The following is a 15699-nucleotide window of genomic DNA, read 5'->3' as shown; positions in this document are numbered from 1 at the left end:
GAGGGGGGGTTACGGCGCGTCCTGCCGACCCACACCGCCCCGCCCAACCAGCAGTAACCCAGAGCCGCTTTGGCTTTGGCTTTGGCCTCTGCAGGTGCAGGGCGGCAGCCCTGCCAGACACCACCGAACACCCTCCGCTGCGCTCGCCGGGCACGGCCCGGCGCTACCCGTAATGAAAAAGCCGCCTTTCGGCGGCCTTCTCATTACTTCAGCTTGATCTCGCGCAGGCGTTCCTCGAGGAACCCGTGGGCGGTGATCGGCTCCGGGTACCGGCTCGGGTTTTCCGGGGTGATGCACGAGGGCAGCACGTCGATCAGGAAATCCGGGTTCGGGTGCAGGAAGAACGGCACCGAGTAGCGCGGCTGGCGGGCCAGCTCACCCGGGGGATTGACCACGCGGTGGATGGTCGACGGGTACACGTGGTTGGTCAGGCGCTGCAGCATGTCGCCGATGTTGACAACGATGGTGTCGGCATCAGAGGTGAACGGCACCCACTTGCCATCATGAGACTGCACTTCCAAGCCCGCGGCGCTGGCGCCGACCAGCAGGGTGATGAAGTTGATGTCTCCATGCGCACCGGCACGCACGTTCGGGATGTCGTCGGTCGTGATCGGCGGGTAGTGGATCGGACGCAGGATCGAGTTGCCGAAGTTGGTCTTGTCGGCGAAGAAGTCTTCCGGCAGGCCGATGTGCAGGGCCAGCGCCGACAGGACGCGCGAGCCCAGATTGTCCAGCGCCTGGTACAGGCCGTAGCCGCGCTCACGGAAGCCCTCGACTTCGCTCGGCCACAGGTTCGGCGCCATCACGTCACGATACCTGGAGTCGTCGGCGATCTCGCGGCCGATGTGCCAGAACTCCTTCAGGTCGAAGTGCTTGGAGCCCTTGGCGGTTTCCACGCCGAACGGGGTGTAGCCGCGGGCGCCGCCGCTGCCGGCCACGTGGTACTGGCGCTTGACCTCGTCCGGCAGGGCGAAGAAGGCCTTGAACACGTCGTAGGCCGCGTCGATGTCGGCCTGCGGGATGCCGTGGTTGCGGATGCCCGCGAATCCCCATTGGCGGTAGGCCGCGCCCAGCTCGGCCACGAAGGCGTCGCGGTCGCTGTCAAAACGGGTGATGTCGAGGGTCGGGATCTGGCTCACAGCGGTTCCTGGCTTGTCGTTGGGTCAAAGGGCCGGCAGCTGTCTGCCGGCCAGCATGAACATTGTGACAGATCGGCCGAAGTACGCCATCGATACAATGAAACAAACCGATACAATGCGCCACCCGCGCGAGCAGGCGGCCCCTTGGGGCGCCCATGCAGCACGTCCCCTGCCCCCTGCCCGCCCCCTGCCCGCCCGCTCCTGCCCCATGTCCGCCGCCTCGCCTGATTCCGCCCCTGCCTCGCTTTCCGCACCTGACCGCCGCTGGCGCCGGCTGGCGTGGTGGTCGTTGTTCGTCGCTGCCAACGCAGCGCTGGCCCTGCTGATCACGCTGGGCAACGTGCCGCTGGGCGACAACCCCGGCGGCGGCCTCGGCCTGGCCTACCTGGCGGTCGCCCTGCCCGGCCACCTGCTTGCCCTGGGCGCGCTGGCCGGCGCGCTGCCGCTGGCGATCGGCCTGTGGCCGCGCAGCGCGCGCACATTGACGCTTTCAGCCATTACGGTGCAGGGCCTGTGGCTGTGCCTGCTGCTGGTCGACGCCAAGGTGTTCGCCCTGTACCGGTTCCACCTCAATGCGATGGTCGCCAACATGGTGTTTGGCGGCGCGCTGCACGACCAGGTCAGCCTGTCGTGGAAGACCTGGCTGCAGGCGGGCGGCCTGGTGGCGGCCATCTTCGCCGCGCAGGCGCTGCTGGCCTGGGCCTGCTGGAAGCTGCTGTCGCCCGCACCGCACCGCCGCCGCGTGCTGCAGGCCTGGACCGCCATCGCCCTGCTGATGGGCGGCGGCCAGGTCGCCACCGCCTACTACGATGCGCTCGGCGAGCGCGCCGTGATCGGCCAGTGGAACTACCTGCCCTGGGCGCAGCCGATCACCGCCAAAAGCTTCATGCGTCGGCTCGGCGTGCACAGCCAGCAGCAGGCCGGCCTGCCCGACCCGCGCCACGCCCAGCTGCAGTACCCGCTGCAGCCGCTGCGCTGCCAGAGCCATCGCCGGCCCAACGTGCTGATGGTGGTGCTGGAATCGCTGCGGCACGACGCACTGACCCCGCAGTACATGCCACACACCGCGGCGCTGGCGGACTCGGCGCGCGTCTACGACCACCATTTCAGCACCGGCAACGCGACGCGTTACGGCCTGTTCGGCCTGCTCTACGGGCTGCCCGGTGGCTACTGGCCGAGCATGCTGGATGAGCAGCGCGGCTCGCAGCTGTTCAAGGTGCTGCAGCAGCAGGGCTACGACCTGCACCTCTATGGCAGCGCACCACTGTACAGCCCGGAATTCGACCGCACTGCTTTCGCCGCGGTGCGCGGGCTGCTGCACCAGGGCCCGCCGGAACTGGATTCGGCCGGGCGCGACCGCGCCATCGTCGCATCGCTGCAGAAGGACATCGAACAGAGCCAGGCCGGGCAGCGCCCGTGGTTCGGCTTCGTGTTCCTCGATTCCACACACGCGCCGTACCACGTGCCGGCCGGCTACCCGCCGGTAGCCACGCCGATGGCGGCTGACATCGACTTCCTCAAACTCGGCCCGGACCATGACCCGACGCCGGAGCTCAACCGCTACCACACCGCCGTGCACTACGCCGACAGCCTGGTTGGCGAGCTGCTCGACCAGCTGCGTGCGCAGGGCCTGGAGCAGGACACCATCGTGCTGGTCACCGGTGACCACGCCGAGGAATTCAACGACCTCAAGCTCAACTACTGGGGCCACAACGGCAACTTCTCCAACCACCAGCTGCAGGTGCCGTTCGTGCTGCACTGGCCGGGCGAAGGCAGCGGCCACGACGCGCGCACCAGTTCCCACGAGGACTGGGTGCCGACGCTGATGCGGCATGCCCTGGGCTGCGAGAACGCGCTGGGCGATTTCAGCACCGGCCAGGACCTTTTGGCCGTGCCGCAGGGCCCGCGCTCGCTGGTGGTGGAGAGCTGGTCGCAGCGCGCGGTCCGCCACGGCGACGCGATCTACGTGTTCGACAAATTCGGCAACGCGACCGCACTGGACCAGGACTACCTGCCTCTTCCGCAGCAGGCGCCCGACCCGGCCAGCCTGCGTACCGCGTGGGATGCCCTTACCCGCTTCCGCAACCGTTGAATTACAGGACTGATTCGCGATGAACCGCCCGCTGCGCATTCTCCACACCGAAGCCGCCAAAGGAATGGGGGGCCAGGAGATCTACATCCTTCGCCACATGCAGGTGATGCGTGCGCGCGGCCACGAGGTCGCGCTGCTGTGCCAGCCCGACGCGCGGCTGGCCACGCTGGCCCGTGATGATGGCTTCACCGTGCACACCCTGCGCATGGGCGGCATGGCGCGGCTGATGCGCGGCATCTGGTCGGTGTCGCGGCTTGTGCGCCGCGAGCGCTACGACGTGGTCAACACCACCAGCCGCCGCGACACGCTGATTGCCGCCGCCGGTGCACGCCTGGGCCGAACGCCGCTGGTGGTGCGCTCACGCCACCTGATGAGTCCGGTCAACTCGCTGCTGACCTATACCGGGTTGCCGCACCGGGTGATCACCGTGAGCCGCTTCGTGAAACAGCTGTTGGCCGAGCGTGGCATCGCCAGCGACACCATCGGCATCGTGCCGCCCATCGCGGTACCGCCGCGCTGGACCGACATCAGCAAGGAAGACCCGTGGCAATGCCTGCAGGACGTCCGCGCCGAGGTCCGCGCCGAGCTCGGCTTCAGCGACGAGGACATCGTGGTCGGCTGCGTGGCGGTGCTGCGCGAACCGAAGGGCCATGCCGACCTGCTGCGTGCGATCGCGCCGCTGTGCAAGGCCAACCCTCGCCTGCACCTGGTGGTGGTCGGCAACGGCGAGGCCGTCATGCAGCGCCTGCTGGAGATGCGCGAGGAACATGGCCTGCAGCAGCAGGTGCACCTGCTCGGCTACCGCGACAACGCCTGCCGGCTGATGACCGGCTTCGACATCTTCGCCCTCGCCTCGCACAAGGAGGCGGCCGGCACGGTCTTCCTCGAGGCCGCCTACGTGGCGGTGCCGATCGTCGCCACGCGGGTCGGCGGCGTGCCGGAAATGGTGGCCGAAGGCAGCAATGCCATCCTCACCCGATTGGGCGACAATGGCGCGTTGACCGCCGCCCTGCGCCTGCTGGTGGATGATCCGCAGCGCCGGCAGATGATGGGCCGCGCCGGCTGGGACTGGATGCGCACTGCGCACGATTTCAGCCCCGCCGGGCATGGCGAAACCACCGAACACTACTACCACCAGTGGCTGAAGGAGCTGGGACATGGCTGATGCGCGAACCGTTCCGGTGCTGATGCACCATCACGTCAGCCCCTCGCCGGGGATGATCACCGTCTCGCCGGAAAATTTCGAAAGCCAGATCGCGTGGCTGGCCAACAACGGCTGGACCTCGCTGACCCTGGACCAGTACGCCGGCTTCCTGGCCGGCAAGCCGGTGCCGCGCCGGTCCATCGTCATCACCTTCGATGATGGCTACCTCGACAACTGGGTGTACGCGCACCCGATCCTGCAGAAGTACGGCATGCACGCGGTGGTGTTCGTGGTGACCGGCTGGATGGGCGAAGGCGAGGTGCGCCCGCATGCGGGTGTCGCCGGTGCGACGCTGCCTGCGACGCCGGACCACCGTGGCTGCGAAGCGGCGATCTTCGAGAACGACCGCAGCGACGACGTGATGATGCGCTGGAGCGAAGCACGCGCGGCGATCGAGGCGGGCACGTTCGAAGTGCACTGCCACACCCACACGCACACCCGCTGGCTGCGCCGCGACGACCTGGACCGCGCACAGCGCCGGGCCGGCATCAGCCAGGACCTGGCGATCTCGAGGGAGGTGCTGCAGGAGAAGCTGGGCGAAGTGTCCGACACGCTGTGCTGGCCCTACGGCGATTTCGACCAGGACCACGTCGAGGTCGCGCGTGAGCACGGCTTCCGTTACCTGCACACCACCCACCCGTTCGGCCGCAACGTGGTCGGTGGCGATCCGGAACGCATCTACCGCTTTGCGATCCGCAACCGTCCGGCCAACTGGCTGCGCAAGCGCATCGCGCAGAGCTACAACCCGCTGATCGCGCCGTTCTTCAACGGCTTCAAGGCGCGCCAGAAGAAGATGGTGCCGGGGCCCTGAGCGGCCCAGGCCGTCACCCCATCGCTGCGGAACAAAAAACGCCCCGGTCTCCCGGGGCGTTTTCAGTCTGGACCTGCGGCAGGTGGCTCAGGCAGAGGCTGCCGACTTCACTGCAGCGGACAGGCGATCCAGCGTGTCCTGCATCAGCGTGGCTTCGTCGGCCTCGACAGTGACGCGCACCACCGGCTCGGTGCCGGACGGACGCAGGAACGCGCGGCCGCGGCCGGCCACGGCCTGCTGTGCGTCAGCCAGCGCCGACTGCACGCTGTCGGCCTGCACCGTGGCCTTGGCCGAGACATCGCCCAGGCGCACATTGACGGTCTTCTGCGGCACCTTGGCCAGCGGCTGCAGCGCCTGCCGCAGGCTCTGGCCCGTGCGGCGCAGTGCCACCAGCACCTGCAGGGCGCTGACGATGCCATCGCCGGTGGTTGCCCGGTCCAGGCACAGCAGGTGGCCGGAGGCTTCGCCACCGAGCACGCCGCCGCCTTCGATCAGCGCTTGGTGGACATAGCGATCGCCCACGTTGCTGCGCACGAACGGGATCTGCAGTTCGCCCAGGGCCTTTTCCAGGCCGTAGTTGCTCATCAGCGTGCCGACCACCGGGCCGCGCAGGCGGCCGTCGGCCTGCCACGCACGGGCCAGGATGTAGAGCAGGTCGTCGCCGTCGACCGGGTTGCCCTGGTCGTCGGCCATCAGCACGCGGTCGCCGTCGCCGTCGAAGGCGATGCCGAGGTCGGCACCGGTCTCGCGCACCTTGGCGGCCAGGTTGTCGATGTGGGTCGAGCCCACGCCATCATTGATGTTGACGCCGTTGGGCTCGGCACCGATGCCGATCACTTCGGCACCCAGCTCACGGAACAGCAGCGGTGCGATCTGGTAGGTGGCACCGTGGGCGCAGTCGAGCACCAGGCGCACGCCACGCAGGTCGAAAGTGCGCGGCACGCTGGCCTTGCAGAATTCGATGTAGCGGCCGACCGCTTCGCGCGCACGCGCGGCCTTGCCCAGCTTTTCCGATTCGGCCGTCACGAACGGCAAGTCCAGCGCGGCTTCCAGCGCCAGTTCGGTGGCATCGTCGAGCTTCTCGCCCTGGGCGGAGAAGAACTTGATGCCGTTGTCGTAGTGCGGGTTGTGCGAGGCACTGATGACGACGCCGGCATCCACGCCCAGGGTGCGGGTGAGGAAGGCCACCGCCGGGGTCGGCATCGGCCCCAGCAGCTGCACGTCGGCACCGGCGGCCACCAGGCCGGCTTCCAGTGCGGCTTCGAACATGTAGCCGGAAATACGCGTGTCCTTGCCGATCACCACGATCGGGCGGCGGCCACCGGGGCCGCGCTGTTCGACCAGCACGCGGCCCAGCGCATTGCCCAGGCGCAGCACGAAGTCGGCCGAGATCGGGCTCTGCCCGACGCGGCCGCGGATGCCGTCAGTACCGAAGTACCTGCGGCCCGACATCACGCCACCTCCGGCGCCGGCTGGCGGCCGAGCATGGCCAGCAGGTCGGACAGGCGGTTACGCATTTCACGGCGGTCACAGATCTGGTCGATGGCACCGTGTTCCAGCAGGAACTCGGAGCGCTGGAAGCCTTCAGGCAGCTTCTCGCGCACGGTCTGCTCGATCACGCGCGGGCCGGCGAAGCCGATCAGCGCCTGCGGCTCGGCGATGTTGATGTCACCCAGCATGGCGAACGAGGCCGACACGCCACCGGTGGTCGGATGGGTCAGCACCGAGATGTACGGCAGGCCGGCTTCGCGCAGCTTGCCCAGCGCGGCCGAGGTCTTGGCCATCTGCATCAGCGAGAACAGGCCTTCCTGCATGCGCGCGCCGCCACTGGCGGAGAAGCACACGTAGGGTGCACCGATCTCGACGGCGGTTTCAGCGGCCAGCGCGAAGCGCTCACCGACCACCGAACCCATCGAGCCGCCCATGAAGGCGAAATCGAAGGACGAGGCGACCAGCGGACGACCCTTGAGCAGACCACGCATCGCGATCAGCGCGTCGTACTCACCGGTGTTCTTCTGCGCGATCTTGATGCGCTCGCTGTACTTCTTCTGGTCCTTGAACTTCAGCAGGTCGGTCGGGCCCAGGCGGGCACCGATCTCGGTGGTGCTGTCGGCGTCGAAGAGGGCCGCCAGGCGCGCGCGGGCGCGGATCGCCATGTGGTGACCGCACTTCGGGCAGACCTCCAGGTTCTCTTCCAGCTCGGGGCGGTACAGCGCGCTGCCGCAGCTGCTGCACTTTTCCCACAGGCCCTCGGGGACGCTGCGCTTCTTGCTGGGGGTGTTGTCGGTGCGGATGCCAGACGGCATCAACTTGCTGAGCCAACTCATGCGGGAGGACACTTCCGTTCAGGGCGGCCCGAGGGCCGCAAAGGCGGACAGTCTAGCTCTGCTGCGCCCGCCCGTGCACCCCTTGCGGGGAACGGGCCGGCAGGAAAAAACCATGCTGGGACGTACGTTTAGCGTCGCCAGGCATGGCCCGGCGCTACCTTCAAGGCGTCCAACGCGTCGGAGGTAGTACTGGCCGCTGGCCGGCAACCCTTGGCGCACGCGTGGGTCAGGCGTCCAGCGCCTGCCGCAGCGGGGCCAGGAAGGAACCGGCACGCTGGGCAGCCTCCTCGGCCGAACCGGCATCGGCCAGCGCCGCCACCAGGGCGCTGCCGACCACCACGCCATCGGCCTGGCGGGCCATGGCCGCGGCACTGGCCGCATCCTTGATGCCGAAGCCGGCCACCACCGGCACGCTGGCGCGTGCACGCAGGGCCTGCAGCCGTGCGCTGGCGGCATCGCTGTCCAGGCGCTCGGAGGCACCGGTGACGCCGGCGAAGCTGACGTAGTAGAGGTAACCGCGGGCCAGCGCGAGCAGCTTGCCGGCGCGTGCTTCGCTGGTGGTCGGCGAGGCCAGCAGGACCAGCGCCAGGCCAGCCGCATCGAAGGCCTGCTGGGCTTCACCGGCTTCTTCCGGCGGCAGGTCCACCAGCAGCACGCCGTCCACGCCGGCGCCCACCGCAGCCTCGGCGAAGGCCGCGTAGCCGTGGATCTCCACCGGGTTGAGGTAGCCCATCAGCACCACCGGAGTCTGCGCATCACGCTGCCGGAACTCCGCCACCGCCTGCAGCACGTAACGGCTGCCGGCACCGCGGCCCAGCGCGCGCTCGGAACTGCGCTGGATGGTCGGGCCATCGGCCATTGGATCGGAGAACGGCACGCCCAGTTCGATCACATCGGCACCGGCCTCGACCAGCGCATGCATGACCGGCACGGTGGCCTCCAGCGACGGGTCGCCAGCGGTGATGAAGGGGATCAGCGCCTTGCGCTGCTGCTCGCGCAGGCGCTGGAAACAGGCATCGAGTCGGGATACGGACATGTCAGGTACATCCTTCGATCAGGTCAACGGCGCCGCTGGCGCCCCAGTACATTCGGGAAACGGTGCCGTCGACGATCTCCACGCGGATCGCCAGGTCGGAACCGGGATCCTGCCAGAGCAGGGTCTCGCCAGCCTCGGCATCTTCGCCATAAGGACGCGCGAGGGCGCCCCGTGGCAGCAGCTGCAGGGCCTGCGCATGCGGCATGTCAAGGCGCAGGCCGAACGGCCCGGGCTGCACCACCACCTGGCCCGAATCGTCGATGGGGGCCAGGTCGAAGCGCACCACGTCGCCGTCCTGCACCATCATCGCCACGCCTTCGGGCAGCGTGCCGCGCTCGTAATACTCACAACGCCCGGCCGTGGCCTCGCCCAGCCCGGCCGAGTGCCACTGCGCCTCCCCCTCCAGCTCGCTGAAGGGCTGGCCGATCAACACGTCGCCGGCATGGTCCAGCGCCACCGACACGACTGCCGGGGCGGTTTCGTCCTCGGCGCTGTCGGCGCGGGTGGCCGCCGGCGCATCCTCGATCGGGCGATGCGCGGCGTCATCATCATTGCTGGCCAGCTGGCGTGCCGGAGCGATCGCTGCGGGCGACGCCGGCGCAGGTGCCAGCACCGGCGGATCGGGTGGCGTGCAGCCGCCCAGACCGACCGCCAGTACCAGCGCGCCACCGTGGCGCAGCACGTAGTTCACAGCACCAGGCCTTCGCGCGCGGCGATGGTGTGCACGTCCTTGTCGCCACGGCCGGACAGGTTGCACAGCACGATCTGGTCGCGCGGGCGCTCACGGGCCAGCTTGATGGCCTGGGCCAGCGCGTGGCTGGATTCCAGCGCCGGCAGGATGCCCTCGACATGCGCCAGCAGGTGGAAGGCCTGCAGCGCCTCCTCATCGGTGATGCCGAGGTAGGTGGCACGGCCGCTGTCGGACAGGAAGGCGTGTTCCGGGCCGACGCCGGGGTAGTCCAGGCCGGCCGACACCGAGTGGGTCTCGATGATCTGGCCATCGTCATCGCACAGCACGTAGGTGCGGTTGCCGTGCAGCACGCCGGGCCGGCCAGCGGCAATCGAGGCGGCGTGGCGACCGGTGTGGATGCCGTCGCCGGCCGCTTCGGCGCCGAAGATCTCGACCTCGCGATCGTTGAGGAAGGCATGGAACAGGCCGATGGCGTTGCTGCCACCGCCGACGCAGGCGGTGATCGCATCGGGCAGGCGGCCGTACTCGGCCAGCATCTGCTCGCGCGCTTCGCGGCCGACGATGGCGTTGAAGTCACGCACCATGCGCGGGTACGGGTCCGGGCCCGCCACGGTGCCGATGATGTAGAAGGTGTCCTGCACGTTGGTCACCCAGTCGCGCATCGCTTCGTTGAGCGCGTCCTTCAGGGTGGCCGAGCCGGAGGTGACCGGCACCACCGTCGCGCCCAGCAGCTTCATGCGGTAGACGTTGATCTTCTGCCGCTCGATGTCGGTGGCGCCCATGTAGACCACGCATTCCAGGCCCAGGCGCGCGGCGACGGTGGCACTGGCCACGCCGTGCTGGCCGGCGCCGGTCTCGGCGATGATGCGCTTCTTGCCCATCCGCGCGGCCAGCAGGGCCTGGCCGATGGTGTTGTTGATCTTGTGCGCGCCGGTGTGGTTCAGGTCCTCGCGCTTGAGCAGGATCTGCGCACCGCCGACGTGATCGCTGAGGCGCTGGGCGTGATAGATCGGGCTCGGCCGGCCAACGTAATGGGCCAGGTCCTTGTCGTAGGCCAGCTGGAACGCCGGGTCCTGGCGGGCCTGGTCGTAGGCCTCGGCCAGTTCCTGCAGCGGGCCGACCAGGGTTTCGGCGACGAAACTGCCGCCGTAACGGCCGAAGTGGCCCTGGGCGTCCGGGAAGGCATGGTAGTCGGCAATGGGGGAGGCAGACATGGAAGCGACCGCTGGTTCGAGACAGGTGGATACTCTAGCGCACGGATCCTGACCGGAATATCGATATTATCTGGCGAATATCGTCAGGAAATCTCACATGAGCACTTCCCTGCTGCCACCGCTCAACGCCCTGCGCGCCTTCGAGGCCACCGCCCGCCTGGGGGGCGTGGGCCGCGCCGCGCAGGCCCTGCACGTGACCCACGGTGCGGTGAGCCGGCAGCTGAAGCTGCTGGAGGACCATCTGGGACTGCCGCTGTTCCAGCGTGCAGGCCGCGGGCTGCGCCTGACCGTGGCCGGGCAGCGCCTGCACGCGGCCTGCGGCGAGGCCTTCGCCGGCATCGAGGCCTGCGTGCGCGAACTGGGCCAGCCGGCCCGTTCTCCGGCGCTGGTGCTGGGCTGCAGCGGCAGCGTGCTGGCGCGCTGGATGATTCCCCGGCTGCCCGCATTGCAGGCGGCCCTGCCGGGGGTGAACCTGCAATGGTCGGCGCTGGATGGCGCCTTCACCGAGGCGCAGGCGGCGCTGGATGCGGTGCTGCTGCTGGCGCAGGGGCCGTGGCCGCGGGGCTGGCAGGTGCGCGAACTGGCACCGGAACGGGTGGGCGGGGTGGTGGCGCCCTCGCATCCTGCCGCGCAGCGCCTGCGCCATGTACCGCCCGACGCGCTGCTGCAGGAGACGCTGCTGCACACCAGCTCGCGCCCGCAGGCGTGGCCGGCATGGGCGCAGGCGCACGGGCTGGACCCGGCGCGGTTGCAGATGGGCACCGGCTTCGAACACCTGTACTACCTGCTGGAAGCGGCCGTTGCCGGACTGGGGCCGGCCATCGCGCCGGAGCCGCTGGTGGCCGAGGACCTCGCCGCCGGGCGGCTGATCGCGCCGTGGGGCTTCGCTGCGACCGGCGGTTTCTGGGTGCTGGCGCGGCCGGATGGCCCGGCCGACCCGCGCGCAAATGCGCTGGCCGACTGGGCGATGGCGCAACTGTAGAGTCGAGTTTGCTCGACTGCCTTTGTTCCAGTCGAGCAAGCTCGACTCTACGGGGCGGGACCAAGGATGGCGTTTGCTCAGCGTGCGCCGACCGCGATCTTCTGCTGCTCGTCCTGCACCTGCTGCTGACGCGGCTGGTCGTCCAACAGCTTCGCACTGGTCTGTTCCAGCGACGGCGGCGGCTGATTCAGGTCCACCGCCGCGCGGAAGCCCGGCGTCGTCCCCATCACGAAGGCCTTTCCGTCCTGCAGGGTGATGCTCTGCAGTTTTTCCGGCGAGTCGATGCCGTTCTGCTTGGCCTGCTGGGTGATGTGGGCCGCGGCGTCCTCGGAGATCATGCTGGGCAGCTTGCCGCGGACCGCATTGTGCAGCGGGTTGTCCGGGTGCGAGGCATCGTTGAGCGATGGCTCCTTCGCTGCCACGGCCGGTGCCTCATGGCGCGGGGTCTGTTCGGCCGCCAGCGCGGTGCGCGTATGGCGTCCGACGATGCCGTCGGCGGCGAGGCCTTGCTGCTTCTGGAAGGCGATCACCGCTTCGCGGGTGTGATCGCCGAAGCGGCCGTCCTCGGCCAGGCGATTGCCGTTGCCATCGCGCACACCCAGCTGGTTGAGGCTGTGCTGCAGCGCCTGCACATCGGTGCCGCGCTGGCCGTGCTTGAGCAGATCGGCCGATGCCGCCGGTGCTGCCGCCGCGGGTGCCGGCTGTGCGGCCGTGCGCGCGGGTGCAGGCTCGGCACCGCCATGCAACGGCGCGCGCACCTGGAATTCGGGCTTCGGTGTCAGTGCGCCGACGATCCGCGTGCTGCCGCCATCCCAGTAGCCGCCCGGGCGGATGGTCACTTCGGCCGGACCTGTGCTGCCCTGTGAACCGATGAACTGGATGTTACCCTGCGCGTCGTAGCCCTTGAAGATGCCGACGTGCTGGCCCTGCGACGAAGAGAACATCAGGATGTCGCCCTGCTTCAACGAGCCGTTCGGCTTGCGCGCCTCGGCCGCCGACGTCACGTCGAAGTGCTCGCGTGCGTACGCCGTGGTGTTGGCGCCGTTGAACAGCATGGACGTGGTGAAGGCCGCAGCGTTCTCGCCGCGCACGTCATAGCCGGCGTTTTTCAGGCCGCGCCAGACGAAGGCGGAACAATCCACGCCAAGGCGCCCGTCACCATCGAGGTCGCGCTCCAGCCGGCTGCTGTCGCGACCCGGGCGCGGGTGATCCGGCCGGCCGTACTCGTACTGCCGGCCCGACGCCATGAAGTGCTGGTAGGCCTCGTTGTAGACGGCGGCACTGCCGGTAGCAGTTGCGGCCGCGGCAGGTGCCGTCGCAGTGGCGGCCGGAGCCTGTGACGCCGCCTGGGTCTGCACGGGTGCCGCCGCCTGGGTGCGCGTCGGCGCCTGCTGCGTCGTGACCTCGCCGGGGTTCCAGCCTTCGAAACGGCGGATTCCATCGGCCAGGACTTCACGCTCGCGCACGCTCATCTCGCCGACCTTCTTTGAGCGCAGATCGACACCGTTGCGATCACCCTCGGCATAGATGGCGGCGGCCTGTTCCCTGTGATGGGTGCCGCCGCTGTAATCGGCCTTGGAATAGCTGGGCAGCATTTCCTCGACGGTCTTGTCGCCAAACCGGCGTTCGAGCAGCTGGATCTTCGCTACCCGTCCTGCTTCATAGCTTTCGAATACCGCATTGCCCCACTGGTCCAGGCCGACGACGCCGGCATAGCGCCCCTGCGCGGATTCCAGCGCCTGTTCGCGGGTACGGGTATTGGTGACGGTCTTGTCCGCGCTGCCCGCGAACTCGAACTTGAGATTGCCTGGATTGTTGTTGCGCCATGAGACGCTGCCGCCGGAGCGTTCGATGATGCTGCCATCATCCATTTCCAGCGTACGCGTCGTGCCGACGCTGCTGACCAGGCGGGTGACCTTGGGGTCCGACATGAGCTGTTCCTTTGCCAATGGTTGATTGGGCCGCTGCGTTGGCGGTGCTTACATTCCGTTGGAAAACACGTCGAGCACGTCGGCGCTGACCCAGCCGCGTGCGCAGTTGCCGGCATACTGCCCCGGCGCTGCCGCGTGGCAGGCTTCGCCACTGCTGGCCAGGCCACTGATCGGACGGTCGCCGTAGGTGTCACACAAGGCGTTGCCCTTGCACTTGTCGACCGTCGCCGCGGGAACGGCCACGACGTAATAGAACATCGGGTTCTGCCCCGCGCGGCCGATGCCCTGCACGCACACCAGCTGCCCCTTCGACAGGCGCGCGGTAGCCTTGGCCTTGCTGCCCGTAGTCGGCACGGTATCCAGGGTTTCGGCGCCCTTGGCATCAGCGACGCCGGCGAAGAAGCCATGGTCGCCACAGCCCGGCGACAGTTCCACATCGTAGAAATCACCGCTGTCGACATCGCCGGCCGTGCAGCCACGGCCCGCGCTGGCGTCGGTGCACGTCACGCCGCTGGATTGGATCAGTGCTGCCAGACCGTCACCGGCCGCAGCGGTCGGCGCCGCCGCCGGGGCGGGACCGGCCGTGGCAGCCGGTGCGCTGGCAGCCGGTGCAGCGGCCGGGCTCGATGAATCACCTGCCGCACAGGCGCCCAGGGCAAGCAGCAGGCCCGGAAGGATCGCGAGACCCGTCATGCGCATGCGGCGGGAAGAGAAATGGGGCATATCCGTTGCGTCCTCGTTGAAAAGATTGAACGTACCAGCAGGATTCCATCGACGGCGGGCGCGCACAGCAAAGCGCCCAGCCATGGTCCGGCTGGGCGCATTGTGGTTGATCAGATGTTGTGCCTATGTCGACTCGGCGCTGACGGATTCAGAAGCGCGCCAAACCAAGACATCCGTCACATTCAGCAATCACCTCGCCTTCACTCGGGGTAAGACGTCGCCGTGTCGATCAGGGCGCGGTGGGTGCGGCCAGCCGTTGCTGCAGGTCCTCGCGCAGGCGCGACAGTTCAACTTCGGCCTGCTGCCGCTGCTGCATGCCCTCGCGATGGATGCTGCGCACTTCCTCGACCGTGGCGATCAGCTGGTCGTGCACGTGGCGCAGCGTGGCGACGTCGACCACGCCGCGCTGGTTGCTGCGCGCGGTATCCACCGAGGCCTGGCGCAGCAGATCGGCATTGCGGCGCATCATCTCGTTGGTGGCATCGTCGATGGCGGTGGACAGTTCGACCGCCGCCTTCTGCTCACCCAGCGACAGCTGGATGGCGAACTGGCGCTTCCACGACGGGATGGTGATCTCGCGCACCGTGTTGAATTTCTCGATCAGCTGCAGCGCATTGGCCTGGATCAGGCGGATCATCGGCAGCGACTGGTCGGCGGCATGCTGCATCAACTGCAGGTCGGACACGCGCTTCTCGATCAGACGGATCGCATTGTCGACCTCGCTCTGGCGGATGCGCTGCTGCGGGTCGTCACTGCCCTGCCCCGCCAGCTGCTCGGCCTGCAGTTCGGCCAGGCGCTGCTTGCCGGCGGCGGCATGCAGGCCCAGCGCGTGGCGCTCCTCGCGCACGATCTCGTGCATGCGGTCGAACTCGCCCACGCGCTTGCCCATCAGCGCCTGCTGCACGCCGACGTCGCCCAGCAGCTGCTCGATCTGCGCATTGGTATCACTGAATTTCTGCACCAGCTCGCCCTTGGACACGCGCAGGCGGTCGATCAGGCTGCCGATGACCGGCACCTTGGAACGCTGGGCGAAGCCATCCAATTTCAGGCTGCGCGCGATGCGCACTACTTCGCCGAGCTTGTCGCCGCTGGCATCGAGGTCACGGTTGCGCACCTGGTCCAGCAGCTGGCTGGAAAACGCGGCGGTGCGCGACGCGGCTTCGCGGCCGAACACCTGCAGGTTGCCCGGCCGCAGGTCGTCCAGTTCCTGGCGGATCTCGGCGATGCGGGGAAGATCCTCGCGGACCAGGCCCAGGGCCTGCAGCGCGCCCTCGTCCAGTGCGGAAGGGGTGGCCGGGGTCGGCACGAGGGTGCCGGGTTGCTGGCTGTCCTGGGTCATCGGGCAGTCTCCTTGCAGGTGGGTTAGCGGCAGCGGTGGGCGACTCAGCGCAGTCTAGCCTGAGCCGCCGCGACCTCGTCATCGATCTGTGCGTGCAGCGCGGCCGCCTGCCCGGCGCGGACCGCGCCGGTGGCGGCCTGCGCGGCCAGTGCGGCCTGCCGCCAGGCCGGCAGCAGGACATCATGGATGCGGGCGAACCGCTGCAGCAGC

Annotated in this window: 13 protein-coding genes; 4 read left to right on the top strand and 9 right to left on the bottom strand. The window is 68.7% G+C overall.

What is annotated here, in order from left to right; translation table 11 throughout:
• Positions 1-203: 203 nt before the first annotated feature.
• Positions 204-1139, bottom strand: coding sequence for a 2-oxoglutarate and iron-dependent oxygenase domain-containing protein (locus DCO49_RS15995; RefSeq protein ID WP_116864875.1), 936 nt, complete (start codon positions 1137-1139; stop codon positions 204-206).
• Between the two features lie 208 nt (positions 1140-1347).
• On the opposite strand from DCO49_RS15995, the gene DCO49_RS15990 reads away from it, so the two are divergent.
• From DCO49_RS15990 to DCO49_RS15980, 3 genes are read left to right on the top strand one after another with little or no spacing between them, the layout of a single operon-like run.
• A complete protein-coding gene (locus tag DCO49_RS15990; protein WP_116864874.1) occupies positions 1348-3231 on the top strand; it encodes a sulfatase-like hydrolase/transferase in 1884 nt (627 codons plus the stop codon).
• A gap of 19 nt (positions 3232-3250) precedes the next feature.
• Positions 3251-4396, top strand: coding sequence for a glycosyltransferase family 4 protein (locus DCO49_RS15985; protein WP_116864873.1), 1146 nt, complete (start codon positions 3251-3253; stop codon positions 4394-4396).
• The gene (locus tag DCO49_RS15980; RefSeq protein ID WP_116864872.1) at positions 4389-5246 is read left to right on the top strand and encodes a polysaccharide deacetylase family protein; all 858 of its coding nucleotides are present in this window, start codon (positions 4389-4391) and stop codon (positions 5244-5246) included. Before DCO49_RS15985 ends, DCO49_RS15980 begins: the two co-directional genes overlap by 8 nt.
• Positions 5247-5333: 87 nt before the next feature.
• Here the strand turns inward: DCO49_RS15980 and glmM are convergent, their stop codons facing one another.
• The 5 genes from glmM to trpB form a co-directional block, all read right to left on the bottom strand.
• Positions 5334-6698 (bottom strand): phosphoglucosamine mutase, encoded by a 1365-nt coding sequence (glmM, locus tag DCO49_RS15975; RefSeq protein ID WP_116864871.1) that lies wholly within the window; start codon positions 6696-6698, stop codon positions 5334-5336.
• Positions 6698-7573 (bottom strand): acetyl-CoA carboxylase, carboxyltransferase subunit beta, encoded by an 876-nt coding sequence (gene accD / locus DCO49_RS15970; protein WP_116864870.1) that lies wholly within the window; start codon positions 7571-7573, stop codon positions 6698-6700. The genes glmM and accD overlap by 1 nt, the downstream gene beginning before the upstream one ends.
• A 226-nt stretch (positions 7574-7799) precedes the next feature.
• Positions 7800-8609: a tryptophan synthase subunit alpha gene (gene trpA, locus DCO49_RS15965; RefSeq protein WP_116864869.1), complete on the bottom strand. Its 810-nt coding sequence runs from the start codon at positions 8607-8609 to the stop codon at positions 7800-7802.
• Position 8610: 1 nt separating this feature from the next.
• On the bottom strand, positions 8611-9300 hold the full coding sequence (locus DCO49_RS15960) for a hypothetical protein (RefSeq protein WP_116864868.1): 690 nt from the start codon (positions 9298-9300) through the stop codon (positions 8611-8613).
• Positions 9297-10514: a tryptophan synthase subunit beta gene (gene trpB, locus DCO49_RS15955; protein WP_116864867.1), complete on the bottom strand. Its 1218-nt coding sequence runs from the start codon at positions 10512-10514 to the stop codon at positions 9297-9299. Before trpB ends, DCO49_RS15960 begins: the two co-directional genes overlap by 4 nt.
• A gap of 97 nt (positions 10515-10611) precedes the next feature.
• Here trpB and DCO49_RS15950 point away from each other — a divergent pair, with 97 nt between their 5' ends.
• Positions 10612-11496, top strand: a complete 885-nt coding sequence (locus tag DCO49_RS15950) for a LysR family transcriptional regulator (protein ID WP_116864866.1) — start codon at positions 10612-10614, stop codon at positions 11494-11496.
• Between the two features lie 77 nt (positions 11497-11573).
• Here the strand turns inward: DCO49_RS15950 and DCO49_RS15945 are convergent, their stop codons facing one another.
• The 3 genes from DCO49_RS15945 to DCO49_RS15935 all read right to left on the bottom strand — a co-directional run bounded on the left by DCO49_RS15945 (position 11574) and on the right by DCO49_RS15935 (position 15489).
• Positions 11574-13427 (bottom strand): peptidoglycan-binding protein, encoded by a 1854-nt coding sequence (locus DCO49_RS15945; RefSeq protein WP_116864865.1) that lies wholly within the window; start codon positions 13425-13427, stop codon positions 11574-11576.
• Positions 13428-13475: 48 nt separating this feature from the next.
• Complete coding sequence (locus tag DCO49_RS15940) at positions 13476-14120, bottom strand: hypothetical protein (RefSeq protein ID WP_116864876.1); 645 nt, start codon at positions 14118-14120, stop codon at positions 13476-13478.
• Positions 14121-14379: 259 nt separating this feature from the next.
• The gene (locus tag DCO49_RS15935; RefSeq protein WP_116864864.1) at positions 14380-15489 is read right to left on the bottom strand and encodes a toxic anion resistance protein; all 1110 of its coding nucleotides are present in this window, start codon (positions 15487-15489) and stop codon (positions 14380-14382) included.
• Between the last annotated feature and the right edge of the window lie 210 nt (positions 15490-15699).

It is taken from the genome of Stenotrophomonas sp. SPM, from assembly GCF_003105135.1.
GTDB lineage: Bacteria > Pseudomonadota > Gammaproteobacteria > Xanthomonadales > Xanthomonadaceae > Stenotrophomonas.
The sequence above is the reverse complement of the archived record's forward strand: the minus strand, read 5'-3'. Positions and strand labels throughout refer to the sequence as shown.